We start from the raw sequence: 14,094 nt of genomic DNA, 5'->3' as shown, positions 1-14,094 counted from the left end.
GGCCGATGCGCGCGTATGTCCTGCATCTTCTGCGCGCCCATGCGCGCCGGGAAAACGCGCGCAGCCTGCTTCGCTCCTGCGGCGTGGCCGGAGAGATCTGGCCCGCCGTCGACGGCGCCGCGATGGCGAGCGCGGAGCTTGAGGCGAGCTATGGCGGCAAGCTCTTTCGCCCCTACTATCCCTTCGCGCTGCGCACCGGCGAGATCGGCTGCTTCCTAAGCCACCGCCAGATCTGGGCCGACATGCAGGACCGCGCCGAGGACGCCGCGCTCATCATAGAGGACGACGCGGGGCTCGACCCCGACCTCTTTCCCACCGCGCTGCGGCTGGCGGGCGCGCATGTGGAGGAACTCGGCTATATCCAGTTGCAGACGCGGGATCTGCCCGGCCCCGCCCGCCTGATCGACAAGACCGGACCCTGCACGCTGATCCTGCCGCGCGTGGCCGGCCTGCGCACCACCGCGCAGGTCGTGAGCAAACGCGCCGCCGCGCGGCTGCTGGAACTCTCCGATCCCTTCGACCGCCCGGTCGACACCTTCGTGCAGAGCCACTGGCGCACCGGGATTCAGCCAGCAGCCATCACCCCGTCCGGCGTGCGCGAGATCGCCGGTGAACTGGACGGCTCCACCATCCAGGGCGCGCGAAAATCGCCATGGGAAAAGCTGCGGCGCGAGGTGCTGCGCGCCCGCTACCGCGCCGCCGTGCGGCGGGCCTCGGCAAAGGCGCGCCCGGATGGCTGAGGCCGATCCCGCAGACGCGATCACCGTCCGCCTGTTCGGGGGCGCGGGCAACCAGCTGTTCCAGTATGCGGCTGGCCGGGCGCTGGCCGATCATTTGGGCTGCGCCCTCGCGCTCGATTCGCGCTACGTGGCCGCAAGCCGGGACCGTGGCGACGCTTTCGCGCATTTCGCGCAGGCGCGGTTCCGCCGGGACGTGGCGCTGCCTCCTGCGAAATCCGACGGCATGGTCCGCTATGCGCTCTGGCGCGCGCTGGGGCGCGATCCGCGCATCTTTCGCGAGCGGCGGCAGGGCTTTGATCCGGTGTTTTTCGATCTTAAACCCGGCACGTATCTGCACGGCTACTGGCAATCGCCGCGCTATTTCGCGCAGATCGAGGACCAGTTGCGGCGCGACCTGGCCTTTACCACGCCGCTTGATCCCGCCAACGCCGAGATGGCCGCGCGGATCGACGCCGCCGCCCTGCCCGTCGCGCTGCATGTGCGCCGCGGCGACTACGTAGCGGGCGACAGCTATGCCGCCTGTCCGCCCGACTATTATCGCCGCGCGGCTGCGCGCATCGCCGAAGGTGCGAGTGCCGCGCCCACCTGTTTCGTCTTCTCCAACGATCCCGGCTGGGCGCGCGCCAACCTCGCGCTCGGGCTTGAGACGGTGATCGTCGACATCAACGACGAAGCGACCGGCCACTTCGACATGGCCTTGATGGCGCGTTGCGCGCATAACGTGATCGCCAATTCGACGTTTTCCTGGTGGGGCGCGTGGCTCAACCCGAACGCGGACAAGACCGTGATCGCGCCCAGGACCTGGTTCGCCAAGGCGAAGCTGCACAATCCCGACCTCTGTCCGCCAGGCTGGCTGCGGCTCTGAGCGGCTTGCACGGGACGCGCAACGCGATAAGAGAGGGCCATGACCCTGCCACCCGCCATAGCCGACGCCGCCTTCGTGCCCGGCACGGTGCACAAGCGCGACATCTTCTCGGAAACCGTTTCGGGGAGGCTCGAAGGCGTGCCCGATTTCCCCGTCGTGCTGCGCAAGCTTGACGCGCTGCCGCTCTATTCCCGCCCGCTGGCGTGGTTGCTGGCGCGGCGCGAGATCCGGGGCCTGCGCGCGGTGCAGGGAATCGAGGGGTGCCCGACGCTGGTCCGGGTCGACCGCACCGGACTGTTGCGCAGTTGGACGCGCGGCACGCCGCTGCACCTCGCCAAGCCGACCGATGCGGCATGGTATCGCGACGCCCGCCGCCTGCTCCGCGAGATGCGCCGCAAGGGCGTGACACATAACGACATCGCCAAGCCGCAGAACTGGCTGATGACGCCAGAGGGGCGCGCGGCGGTGATCGACTTCCAACTCGCCTCGGTGCATCGCAGGCGCGGGCGGCTCTTTCGCGTCATGGCGCGCGAGGACCTGCGCCACCTGCTGAAGCAGAAGCGCGCCTATGCGCCCCACCTGCTCACGCCGTCCGAGCGCCGGATGCTGGCGCAAAAGGCGCTGCCCGCGCGTATCTGGATGGCCACGGCCAAGCCCGCATATAACTTCATCACCCGCCGCCTGATGAATTGGTCCGACGGCGAAGGCACCGAGGACCGCGTCGCCCGCGACGGCCCCGCCCTGCGCGCCGCGCTCATGGCGCATCCAGAGGTAAGCGAGGTGGCGCTCGCCACCTACGCGCTGCCGGCAAAGGGCGTCGGGCTTTACGCCTTTGTCGAAACGTCGCTCGACGCCGCGACGCTCGCCAGCCTCGCGCCCGCGCCGCGCCCCGAGTTGATCCAGCCCGTCACCGCCCTGCCCCGCGACGACGCCGGCCGGGTGCGCGAGGACGCGCTGCACCTGGTCGCCGCCAACCGGCTGGACGAACTGGAGCTGCTCTGCCGCGACGACCCGGAGCTCGACCGCGCGATCGCGCCCATCGTCGCGGACCGGCTGAACCTGACCGACAGGGTGCTGCGCTCATAGATGTCCGGAGCGGCTCAGAACAAATGACCGGATTTCGCCGCCTTGGTCGCAAGGTAGGCACGGTTCTGCGGCGTCTCTCCGACCCTGAGCGGGACGCGCTCGGCCACCTCGACGCCCGAGCGGCGCATCATGTCGATCTTGGCCGGGTTGTTCGTCATCAGCCGCACCGATTTGAAACCCATCTGTTGCAGGATCTCCGCGCCGAGACGGAAATCGCGCTCGTCATCCTCGAAGCCGAGGCGGTGATTGGCCTCGACCGTGTCGAATCCCTGGTCCTGGAGGCTGTAGGCGCGCATCTTGTTGGCGAGTCCGATGCCACGTCCCTCCTGGTTGAGATAAAGCAGCACGCCCGCCCCTTCGGCCCCCATCTGGGCCAGCGCGGCGCGCAGTTGCGGGCCGCAGTCGCATTTGAGACTGCCGAGCAGGTCGCCGGTGAAACAGGCGGAATGAAGCCGCGCCAGCACCGGCGCGGCGCGGTCGGGCTGGCCGATCTCGACGGCGTAATGCTCTTCGCCGCCGTCCTCGGGGCGAAAAACATGCAGCCGGCCCGCCTCCGATACGGCAAGCGGCAGACGCCCGTGGACCACGGCGCGCAGCGGGCTGGCGCCCTGCATCATGTCGCGGGCCGCAGCGGCCGGGATGGCGGTGAGACGCGCGGTATCGGCAAGCGCGCGGGCGTCGGCAATCTCGACCACCAGCGCGGAGGGCAGCAGGCGCGCGGCCTTGGCGAGATCGATGGCGAGCGCGTGCAACCCGGCGTCGCCCCCGCGTGCGGTGGTGAACGGCCCCTTGAGCGGCGCGCGCAGATCGTCCTTGGGGTCGGCGACCGCGTGAACCCACGCGATGTCGGCGTCGTCTGGCAGTTCGATGCGCGCCAGCGCGCCGTCATAGGCCCGCGCCTTCAGCGTGGCGGCCCGCCGCGCGGTCACCGCCAGTACCGGCGCGCCGCCGAGGGCGCGCAGGCCCGCCAGACGGTGCGCCCGCGCGGTTTCCGCCGCCAGCATCACCGCCCCGCCGCTTTCGTTCAGGAGCGCAACCGGCAACCCCATGCGCAGGTCCGCGCGCGCGCGCGCGAGCAGTTCGGAAAGGTCGGGAGAAAGGGGCATATGCGCGGGTATCCTCGTGGTTGATCCCGTTTAATGCGTTTCTGCGGGGAATGAAACAAACTGCCGCGTGGTGACACTTGGGCGTGATCCGGATGTAGCATTCCTTGCCGGATCACGCCTCCTGACGCATGTGTGAGGGAACGAGGCCGAGGAGAGCGAAAGATGGCGCAACTCAAGAAGATACTGCTGGTGGACGACGATGAAGACCTGCGCGAGGCGCTGGGCGAACAGTTGATCATGACCGAGGATTTCGACGTGTTCGAGGCCGGCGACGGCGCCGAGGCGATGGCGCACATAAAGGACACGCTCTACGATCTCGTGATCCTCGACGTGGGCCTGCCGGACACCGACGGGCGCGAGCTCTGCCGCCTGATGCGCAAGCAGGGGGTGAAATCGCCGATCCTGATGCTCACCGGGCATGACGGCGACGCGGACACGATCCTGGGGCTGGATGCAGGCGCCAACGACTATGTCACCAAGCCGTTCAAGTTTCCCGTGCTGCTGGCGCGCATCCGCGCGCAATTGCGCCAGCACGAGCAGTCCGAGGACGCGGTGTTCCAGCTTGGCCCCTACACGTTCAAGCCGGCGATGAAGATGCTGATCGACGAGGACGAGCGCAAGATTCGTCTGACCGAGAAGGAAACCAACATCCTGAAGTTCCTCTACCGCGCGACCGAAGGCGTCGTCGCGCGCGAGACGCTGCTGCACGAAGTCTGGGGGTATAACGCGGGCGTCACCACGCACACGTTGGAGACCCACATCTATCGCCTGCGCCAGAAGATCGAGCCGGATCCCTCGAACGCGCGACTGCTGGTCACCGAAAGCGGCGGTTACAGATTAATGGCCTGAGCCGGGAACCTTTCGCCGCCGGTTGGGTTTCGTCTGCACAAGGCACGTGTCCCCGTGCCCTAATAGACCGTCGCACATGCGGGAAATCATGTGCATGTCCCTGCCTCAACTGGCCCCGGTTTCGACCGGGGCCCTTTTTCGTCGCAGGGGTACTGTGTGACGAGCGGATCGCGACAGTTCGCTGCTGCGTGCGGTAGCGTCCGTTATGCGGGACAGGATGCGCTCTCGCTGGGTTCCAATTTCCCGGCCAAAGCTGAATCGTGGCGTGCAGAACCGGCCATATTCAACTGCACGACCGAGGGGGCAAATGCCAAGATATGGACAGTCGCCGCGCGGTCATTTCTGGGGGCGACGGTACCGGCTAACGGCGGAGAACCCCGACGATCAGCGCCGTCATGGTCAAGCCCTGAAAGATCGCGCCCGCGAAATGGGAATACTCCCATTGTTGGCGCAATTCTTGCCAGTTCTCAGGTTGTTGGGTCCAATTGTTGGTTGCGATATTCGCGGGGTAGGTCCAGATCCAGAAAATGGCTTGGGATGCGAGCAGGAACGCCAGGGCCGCGACCGCCGGCCACATGACAGTCGGCTCCTTCCGATAGAGAACGATCAGTGCGACGATGCCGAGCAGTTCGAGCAGCAGGACATAGGCCAAGCGATTCCAGCCGGCATAGATCGTCTGCACGACGAAATAGTCTTCGCGGCTCAGGCGCATCTTGCTGAAGAATTCGAATGCGTGGGCGAGCGCCCCGCCCAACGCGATTGCGGTCGCCAGGATAGCGACAAAGAAACTTATGTCCCTGACAAGATGTCCGCCACCATAGCTCACGGAACCGCCTCGCCTCTTGGTATCCGACCGGTCAGGCCGAAAATGTTCGCCAAGTGGCATTGTTCCCAAGCCTTGGGTCCGGCAGCGTCAAGAATGTGTGACCGGCTCTCGCTGCGTCGCGTCTGGGCGGCGGCTATCGAGCCGCGGCGAGGCTACTCCAACTCCGACAACTCCCGGTGACACTCGATGACGTGCCCATGCCCATCGTCGAGCCGCGGCGGGTCCACCTTGTCGCAGGTGCCCGGAATGGCCAGCGGGCAGCGCTCGAAGAAGGGGCAGCCGACCTCGGTCATCTCCACGCCGCCGGCGATGCCGCTTCTGGCCGCGCGGGTCTGCGCCGCCTCCTCGAGCCAGCCCATCCGCGGTTCGGGCACCGATGAGATCAGCAGCCGCGTATAGGGATGATGGGGCGCGGCCAGGACCATGTCGGTCGGCCCCTGTTCGGCCACGCGGCCGGCATAGAGCACGACGATCTCGTCGGCAAAGCTCGCCACCGTGCTGAGATCGTGGCTGATGAACACGAAACTGACGCCGGTTTCCTTCTGCAACCGGGTCAGCAGGTCGATCACGTTGGCGCCGACGATGGTGTCGAGCGCCGATGTCACCTCGTCGCAGAGCACCACCTCGGGTTCCGCCGCCAGCGCGCGGGCGAGGTTCACGCGCTGTTTCTGCCCGCCGGACAATTCATGCGGGAAACGGTCGGCGAAGGAAGCCGGCAGCTCGACCAGTTCGAGCAGCTCTTCCACCCGCTTGCGCCGCTTCTTGCCGCGCAGGCCGGTGTAGAATTCGACCGGCCGCCCGAGGATGTAGCGGATATACTGGCGCGGATTGAGCGCGGTGTCGGCCATCTGGTAGACGAACTGCACCCGGCGCAACTGATCGCGCGTGCGATCGGCGAGCGCCGGCGGCAGCGGCTGCCCGTCGAGCAGCAATTCGCCCTCGCAGGCGGGCAGCAGCCCGGCGATGACCCGCGCCAGCGTGGACTTGCCGCAGCCCGACTCGCCGATGATCCCCATCGTCTGGCCGCGTTCGATCTTGATGTTGATGTCGCGCAGGATCTTGACCGCGGGCTGCCCGCCCACGCCCATGCCATAGCCCGCGTCCACGTCGCGCACCTCGATCGCGGGGTCGTCGCGCAGATGCTCGTCAAGCGCGATATTCCCCTGCCCCGGCTCGGGCAGCGGCTGGATCGCGGCCATCAGCCGTTTGGTATAGGGATGCCGGGGGCGGTTGATGATGACGTCGGTCGGCCCGGCCTCCTTCACCTCGCCATTGTAGAGCACGACGATATGATCGGCGATCTGCGCCACCACGGCGAGGTCGTGGGTGACGTAGATCGCCGCCGCGCCTTCTTCCTTGATGACGCGCTTGAACGCCTTCAGCACCTCGATCTGCGTGGTCACGTCCAGCGCGGTGGTCGGCTCGTCCAGCACCAGCAGATCGGGATCGCCGCAAAGCGCCATCGCCGCCATCAGCCGCTGCAACTGCCCGCCCGAAACCTGGTGCGGGTAGCGGGCGCCGATGCTCTCGGGGTTGGGCAGTTCGAGCGCGCGGTAGAGCGCGAGCGCCTTCTCGTTGGCTTCTCCCTGCGTCTTGGTGCCGTGCAGCACCGGGGCCTCGGTCACCTGTTCGTTGATCTTGATCGACGGGTTGAAGGTCGCGGCGGCGGATTGCGCGAGGTAGGCCACGCTTTCGCCGCGCACCGGGCGCAACTGGTCGGTTGTCTTGCCCGTCACGTCCTCGCCCAGCAAGAGCGCCTGCCCGCCGGTGAATTCCAGCCCCGGCTTGGTATATCCCAGCGCGGCGAGCGATATCGTCGTCTTGCCCGAACCGCTCTCGCCGATCAGCGCCACCACCTCGCCGCGGCGCACGGTGAAATTCACGCCCTTGACGATGGGAACCTCGGCGCCGTCCTCGCGCCGGGCCGAGATATGCAGATCGCGCGCCTCGAAGATCACGTCCTGCGTGCGGCTGTCCTTTGGCATGCGCTACATTCTCCCCGAGAGCCTGCCGCCGCCATGTGCGGAGACGTCGTCGACGATGAGGTTGATCGCCACGGTCAGCGTCGCGATGCTAAGCGCCGGCGCGAGCACCGGCACGATGGACTGCCCATATTGCAGCGCGCCGAGGTTCTCGCGCACCATGCTGCCCCAGTCGGCCTGCGGCGGCTGCACGCCAAGGCCGAGGAAGCTCAGCGATGAGGTGAACAGGATCACGTAGATCAGCCGCAGCCCGAAATCGGTGATCAGCGGCATCCGCGCGTTGGGCCATATCTCGCGCGTGATGATCCACCACCGCCCTTCGCCACGCGCCTTCGCGGCCTCGACGAAATCCATCACCATGATCTCCATCCCGATGGCGCGGGCGAGCCGGAACACCACCGTGGCGTAGATCAGCCCCGCCGTCGCGATCAGCACCGGGATCGACGATCCGATGGCGGCGACAACGACAAGACCCAGCATGATCGTCGGCAGCGACAGGAAGGCGTCGTTGATCCGGCTCATCACCATGTCGACCTTGGGCCCCGACACCGCCGCGCCGATCCCCAGCACCACGCCCAGCGTGTAGGCCAGCAGCGTCGCGGCCAGCGATATGCCGATGGTGCGCCCGGCGCCGTACATGATGCGCGACAGGATATCGCGATCCGCCACGTCGGTGCCCAGCGGCGCGCCGGCCTGGGGAACCTGGAATTCCTCGTAGGCGTCGGGAAATGGCAGCGCGTTCTCGCCATATGGCGCAAGCCACGGGCCGGCCAGCGCGATCACCGCCCAGAAGGTCACCACCGCGATCCCGATCCACCCGGTGAGAGAGGGCCGGTAGCCGGTGCGCGGCGGCGCGTCCTGCAATTCCTCGAACGCGACGCCCTCCTCGAAGGGGGCGACGAAATGCTCGGTGTTGGACGGGTTGCTCATTTCGGGTGCCTCAGGCGGGGATTGGACGCGAAGGCCGCGATGTCGGCGATCAGCATCAGGATCACGTAAGTCAGGCAGAAGATCATGCCGAGCCCCTGGATCAGCACGAAATCGCGGGTCTGCACCGCCTGCACGATCAGAGTGGCGAGGCCCGGATAGCCGAAATAGATCTCGACCACGATCACGCCCGTGACCAGATAGGCGAGGTTGAGCGCGATCACGTTGACGATGGGACCGATGGCGTTGAGCAGCGCGTGGCGAAAGATGATCCGCTTCTTGGGCACGCCCTTGAGGATCGCCATTTCGATATAGGGCGAATTCATCACGTTGAGCACCGCCGCCCGGCTCATCCGGATGAGCTGCGAGGCGATGACGAAGCCGAGCGTGGTGACCGGCAGCGCGAAATGCGCGATCAGTTCGAAAAAGCCCTTGCCCTCGATGCTGCCCACCACCACCGCGTTGCCCCAGCCAAGCGCGAAGACGAAGATCAGAACCAGAAGCGTGGCGGTGAAAAATTCCGGCGCCGCCACCAGCGACACCGATACGAAGGTCAGGATGCGGTCATAGATGCTGCCCGGGAACATCGCCGCCATGATTCCCAGCAAGAGCGAGACCGGCACCGCGATCAGCGCGGTCAGCGCGCTGACGATCACGGTGTTCTTGTAGCGGTCCGAGATCAGGTTGACGATCGGCACGTCGCTGGCCAGCGATGTGCCGAGATCGCCAGTCATGAAATCGCCCAGCCAGTTGAGATACTGCATCGGCACCGGCTGATCGAGGCCGAGACGCTCGCGCATGGCGGCGACGTTGGCCTCGGTCGCCTCCTGGCCCAAACGGATCTGCGCGGCGTCGCCGGGCAGGATCTTGGTGCCGAAAAAGATGATGATCGAAACGGCGAGGACCGTGATCAGTCCGATCCCGAGCCGCCGCAGGATCAGTGATAGCATACAAGCGCCTCCGGGTGCGGTGCGGGAACCCGGCCCCTGCCGCCCGCCAAGGCGCCAGGGGCCGGGTCAGGCCGGAAAGACAGGCTCAGGCGCTGTCGTCCCGCCAGAGCGTCACGGGCGATTCCGCGCCGCCGAAGTTGTTGAGCGGCACGAAGGTGCGCCCCTTCACGTAATTCGCGGCGGCGTCGACGTAGTTGCGGTGCATCGGGATCGACATGCCGTTTTCTTCGTGGATCATGGTCTGGAGATCGCAATACATCTGCTTGCGCTTTGCCGGATCGGTCACGCCGCGCACCGCGAGAAGCGTCTGGTCGAACTTCTCGTTGCTCCACCGCGTCTCGTTCCAGGCGGCGTCGCTCTTGAAGGCCAGCGTCATGTGGATGTTGGCCGTCGGGCGCATGTTCCACGAGGACACCGCGATCGGCTCCTTGAGCCACACCGCGCCCCAATACCCGTCGGTCGTCACCTTCTTCACGTCGAAATTTGCGCCGATCTTCTTGCCTTCGCGCTGCATGAAGAGACACTGTTCGACCGCCCCGGGGGCCACCTCGGAGCAGACCACCGGCACGGCGGTCGATCCGACGCCGGACTTGTCCCAATGCCACTTGGCCTTGTCGGGGTCGAGTTCGCGCTGCGGGATGTCCTCGCAATAGTCGAAATAGGCCTTGTTGATCGGCTGGTCGTTGCCCAGCGTCCCCTGCCCCTTGAGCACGCCCTTCACCAGCCGCTGCCGGTCCTGGAGCTGCTGCATCGCCTTCCACATGTGCATGTTGCCGGACGGGTTCATGTCGAGCCGCGGCGCGATGTTGACATAGGCGCCGGAAACGAGCGCCCAGATTTCCTTGCCCTCGGCGGCCTCGACCTGCTTGATCGCCTTGGGCGGCAGGTTGACCATCGCGTCCACGTCCCCGGCGAGGAACGCGTTGAGACGCGACACTGAATCGCCGATGCCGTAATGCTCGAGCTCGTCGAGATAGCCGCCCTCGGTCCAGAAATTCTCGTAGCGCGCGCCGATCGTGCGCACGCCGGGCTTGAATTCCTTGACCTTGTAGGGGCCGGTCCCGATCGCGGTCGAGAAATCGGTCGTGCCATCCTTGAGGATCTTGAAATGGAACGTACCCAGCGCGATGGGAAGGTCGGCGTTGGGCGAATCCAGCACCGCCTTGACCTCGTAATCGTTGACCTTGACCCATTCCTTGACCATCGACACGAGCGATGCGGATTTCGACACCGAATCCGCGCCCATGTGGCGGTTCATCGTGTAGATCACGTCATCCGCGGTCAGCGTCTTGCCGTCGTGGAACTCCACCCCCTTGCGGATCTTGAAGGTCCACTCGGTCGCGTCGTCGTTGGACATGATCTCTTCGGCCAGCTCGGGTTCGTAGCCGAGAGTATCGGTCAGCCGCGTCAGCGAGCCATAGAACATCCGCATGCGGAAATAATCCACCGCCGAGGTGGCCAGGATCGGGTCCAGCGTGTCGTTCGGCCCGTGCTGATCGCCCGCCATGATGAGGCGCCCGCCGACCTTCGGCGTTTCCGCCGCCGCGCGGGCAACCCCGGTAAAGAGCGCGTTGGACGCCGCAAAGGTCGCGCCTGCGCCCATCAGCATGCCCAGCACCTGCCGGCGCGATGCGCCCTGCCGGTTCATCCTGAGCAGCAATTCACGATCGCTGTGGCTCAGCGTCTGCAGGGTCGGGTCGTTGCGTTTGAAAAGGGTCATGGTTTCTCCTTGTTGGAAGCGTCCGCCGTTTATCTGGTCTCGGCGGTTCGCCTGGATGTTTGACGGGGCGGCGCTGCCGCCATGTCTCTCGCTCGGGAAGCAGGGATTGGCGCGGCTCCTCAGGGCAATTGTCGATCCGGGGCGTTTCGACCGCACAATGCGGCGCTGGGCGTCATCGCGACCGGAATCCGGCGTGGCGCAGCGGCGCTCAAGGATGCTTTTCCATGCTGCGGCACTCGGTCCGCCTGGGTGCGGAGGCAGGATGAACTCGTGTCGTGACGTCGGATGGCATTGACAAACCCCATAGCGGTCAGATGAGGATGCTGCATGCGATCCCTGCGGTCTAGTGAAAAAACCTCACGGATTGATGATGATTTCTCACACCCGGCGCTTTTCGCCCGCGGCGTCGCCCTGCCCGGCGGCATCCCGCGCGAATTCCGACAGCATCCATTCGCGGAACGCCGCGACCCGCGGCAGCGCGGCGCGCTCCGGCGTCGAGACGAGATAGAAGGAATGCCCGGTCTCCACCGGCACGTCGAGCGGCGCGACCAACGCGCCCGAACGCAACAGCCCCTCGGCCACCGGCCAGTGCACCAGCGCGAATCCCAGCCCCGCCGCCGCAGCGTCGATCGCGGCGTTGCGGGTGGACACGCGCATGTTCCGGCCTTGGTGGCCATGCTCGGCGCGCACCACCTCCTGCCAGAAGGCCCACTCGTCCGGGCGATACATGGTGTGGATGAGCGTCGCCTCGGCCAGGTCGGCGGGGCTGTTAAACGGGCCGTGCCGCGCAGCGTAGGCGGGGCTGCATACCGCGTGAATCCGGTCCTCGCAAAGCAGGTCGCACACCACGCCGGACATCGGCGCGCGCAGGTATTCGACCGACAGATCCCGTACCTGGAACGGGTGGTCAAAGGGGTTCTGCGGCGTCATCAGGTTCAGCTCCACCTCCGGGTGCCGTTCGGTGAAGCGCGGCAGCCGCGGGATCAGCCAGCCGCGCAGGATCGTCGAGAAAACCTGCACCCCCAGCGGCCCGGCCACGCCCTTGTGCTTGAGCCGGTCGGTCGCGGTCCGAAGCTGGTCGAACATCCGCTGCACCGCCCCGAGGTAGGTCCGCCCCGCCTGCGTCAGCGTCGTGCCGCGCCCTTGCGGCGCAAAGAACGTCTCGCCAAGCGCCTTCTCCAGCGCCGATATCCGATGGCTGATGGCCGAGGGGGTCACGTTCAGCTCCGCCGCGGCGGCCTTGTAGCTGCCAAGCCGCCCGGCGGCCTCGAACGCCTCGAGCGACTTGAAGGGGGGCAGACGGGTGGACATCAAGGCCTCCGGGCGGTCACCCGTCCCTTGTCGCCGCTCACACGCGTTGGATCAAGCCTGCGCCGCCGCCGCCCGCGTGCTCGTCCTCCATTCGGGATGCACCCAGGGTTGCCGGTTGGACGCCGGCAGCGGGTCGCGCCCGAGGATCATGTCGCTGGCCTTCTCGCCGGTCATGATGCTGGGCGCGTTGAGGTTGCCGTTGGTGATGCGCGGAAAGATCGAACTGTCGGCGACGCGCAGCCCGTCGACCCCGATCACCCGGCATTCGGGATCGACCACCGCCTGCGGGTCGTCCGGCGCCCCCATCTTGCAGGTCCCGCAGGGGTGATAGGCGCTCTCGGCGTGTTCGCGGATGAAATCGTCGAGCGCCGCGTCGCTCTGCACCGCCTCGCCCGGCTGGATCTCGGCGCCGCGATAGGGGGCGAAGGCGTCCTGCGCGAAGATCTCGCGCGTCAGGCGGATGCAGCGGCGGAAATCGGGGAAATCCTCTTCGTGGCTCATGTAGTTGAACGCGATGCGCGGCGCGGCCCCGGGGTCGTCCGAGGCCAGCGTGACCGCGCCCCGCGACTTCGAGCGCATCGGCCCCACATGCGCCTGGTAGCCGTGCCCCTCTGCCGCGACCTTGCCGTCATAGCGCACGGCAATGGGCAGGAAATGATACTGGATGTCCGGATATTCGACGCCCGCGCGCGAGCGCAAGAAGGCCGCGCTCTCGAACTGGTTCGACGCGCCGAGCCCCCGGCCGGTCAGCAGCCACTGCGCCCCGATCAACCCCTTGGAGATCAGGTTCCAATGCTTGTAGAGAGTGATCGGCTGGAGGCTCTGCTGCTGGATGTAAAGCTCAAGGTGATCCTGAAGGTTGCGCCCGACGCCGGGGCGGTCCGCAATCACGTCGATGCCATGTTCGCCCAGATGCGCGCCCGGCCCGATCCCCGACAGCATCAGGATCTTGGGCGAGTTGAAGGCCGATGCAGCGAGGATCACCTCCGCGTTCGCGCGCACGATTTCGATTCGCCCGCCGCGGTCGATCTCGACCCCGACGGCGCGGCCCTCTTCGATGATGACCCGGCGCACGAAACAGCGCAGCATGTCGCAATTGGGCCGCTTCAGCGCGGGTCGAAGATAGGCGTTGGCCGCCGACCAGCGCCGCCCGCGCCAGATGGTCTGCTCCATCGGGCCGAAGCCTTCCTGCTTCTCTCCGTTGTAGTCGTCGGTGACCTCGTAACCGGCCTGCCGCCCGGCCTCCACGAACGCCTTGAACAGCGCGTTGCTGCGCGATCCGCGCTGGACGTGCAGCGGCCCGTCGACGCCGCGCCAGGCCGGATCGCCCCCGTGGCCGCCGTCATGCCACGTCTCCATGCGCTTGTAATAGGGCAGCACGTGGCGGAACCCCCAGCCCGCCGCGCCGCTTTCCTCCCAATGGTCGAAATCGCCGGCATGTCCGCGCACGTAAACCATCCCGTTGATCGAGGACGACCCGCCGATCACCTTGCCCCGCGGCGCGGCGAGCCGGCGGTTGTTGAGCTTCGGCTCGGGCTCGGTCCGGTAGCCCCAGTCATAGCGTCGCATGTTCATCGGGTAGCTGAGCGCGGCGGGCATCTGGATGAATGGCCCCGCGTCGCTGCCGCCGAATTCCAGCACCAGCACCGAATGCTTACCGTCCTCCGAGAGCCGGTAGGCCAGCGCGGACCCGGCGGACCCGGACCCGACGATCACGTAATCGGCTTGCATC

At 66.7% G+C, this 14,094-nt stretch carries 12 protein-coding genes; 4 read left to right on the top strand and 8 right to left on the bottom strand.

Features of this window, described 5'->3' with window-relative positions; translation table 11 throughout:
- The first annotated feature begins 5 nt into the window (after positions 1–5).
- The 3 genes from D6850_RS01670 to D6850_RS01660 are packed head-to-tail and all read left to right on the top strand — an operon-like array spanning position 6 to position 2,691.
- Entirely contained in the window at positions 6–740 is a 735-nt protein-coding gene (locus D6850_RS01670; RefSeq protein ID WP_245964065.1) for a glycosyltransferase family 25 protein, read from the top strand.
- Entirely contained in the window at positions 733–1,605 is an 873-nt protein-coding gene (locus D6850_RS01665) for an alpha-1,2-fucosyltransferase (RefSeq protein ID WP_121163295.1), read from the top strand. The genes D6850_RS01670 and D6850_RS01665 overlap by 8 nt, the downstream gene beginning before the upstream one ends.
- Before the next feature lie 39 nt (positions 1,606–1,644).
- Positions 1,645–2,691 carry a serine/threonine protein kinase gene (locus D6850_RS01660; RefSeq protein ID WP_121163294.1) on the top strand — a complete coding sequence of 349 codons (1,047 nt, stop codon included), beginning with the start codon at positions 1,645–1,647 and terminating at the stop codon, positions 2,689–2,691.
- A gap of 14 nt (positions 2,692–2,705) precedes the next feature.
- On the opposite strand, the gene ribA is transcribed toward D6850_RS01660, so the two are convergent.
- Entirely contained in the window at positions 2,706–3,797 is a 1,092-nt protein-coding gene (gene ribA / locus D6850_RS01655; protein ID WP_121163292.1) for a GTP cyclohydrolase II, read from the bottom strand.
- A 162-nt stretch (positions 3,798–3,959) separates the two neighbouring features.
- Between ribA and D6850_RS01650 the strand changes: the two genes are divergently transcribed.
- Complete coding sequence (locus tag D6850_RS01650) at positions 3,960–4,646, top strand: response regulator transcription factor (protein ID WP_121163291.1); 687 nt, start codon at positions 3,960–3,962, stop codon at positions 4,644–4,646.
- A gap of 361 nt (positions 4,647–5,007) precedes the next feature.
- On the opposite strand, the gene D6850_RS01645 is transcribed toward D6850_RS01650, so the two are convergent.
- From D6850_RS01645 to betA, 7 genes are all read right to left on the bottom strand, one after another.
- Entirely contained in the window at positions 5,008–5,472 is a 465-nt protein-coding gene (locus D6850_RS01645; protein ID WP_121163289.1) for a DUF1772 domain-containing protein, read from the bottom strand.
- A gap of 152 nt (positions 5,473–5,624) precedes the next feature.
- Positions 5,625–7,457: an ABC transporter ATP-binding protein gene (locus tag D6850_RS01640; RefSeq protein WP_121163288.1), complete on the bottom strand. Its 1,833-nt coding sequence runs from the start codon at positions 7,455–7,457 to the stop codon at positions 5,625–5,627.
- A 3-nt stretch (positions 7,458–7,460) separates the two neighbouring features.
- Positions 7,461–8,384, bottom strand: a complete 924-nt coding sequence (locus D6850_RS01635) for an ABC transporter permease (protein WP_121163287.1) — start codon at positions 8,382–8,384, stop codon at positions 7,461–7,463.
- Positions 8,381–9,331 (bottom strand): ABC transporter permease, encoded by a 951-nt coding sequence (locus tag D6850_RS01630; protein WP_121163285.1) that lies wholly within the window; start codon positions 9,329–9,331, stop codon positions 8,381–8,383. The genes D6850_RS01635 and D6850_RS01630 overlap by 4 nt, the downstream gene beginning before the upstream one ends.
- Before the next feature lie 85 nt (positions 9,332–9,416).
- A complete protein-coding gene (locus D6850_RS01625) occupies positions 9,417–11,051 on the bottom strand; it encodes an ABC transporter substrate-binding protein (protein WP_121163283.1) in 1,635 nt (544 codons plus the stop codon).
- 378 nt (positions 11,052–11,429) lie between these two features.
- A complete protein-coding gene (locus D6850_RS01620) occupies positions 11,430–12,362 on the bottom strand; it encodes a LysR substrate-binding domain-containing protein (RefSeq protein ID WP_121163282.1) in 933 nt (310 codons plus the stop codon).
- Between the two features lie 51 nt (positions 12,363–12,413).
- Positions 12,414–14,093 carry a choline dehydrogenase gene (gene betA / locus D6850_RS01615; RefSeq protein ID WP_121163281.1) on the bottom strand — a complete coding sequence of 560 codons (1,680 nt, stop codon included), beginning with the start codon at positions 14,091–14,093 and terminating at the stop codon, positions 12,414–12,416.
- Between the last annotated feature and the right edge of the window lies 1 nt (position 14,094).

This window comes from Roseovarius spongiae (assembly GCF_003651245.1).
GTDB classification, from domain to species: Bacteria; Pseudomonadota; Alphaproteobacteria; order Rhodobacterales; family Rhodobacteraceae; genus Roseovarius; species Roseovarius spongiae.
This window is presented reverse-complemented; position numbering and strand designations above follow the sequence as displayed.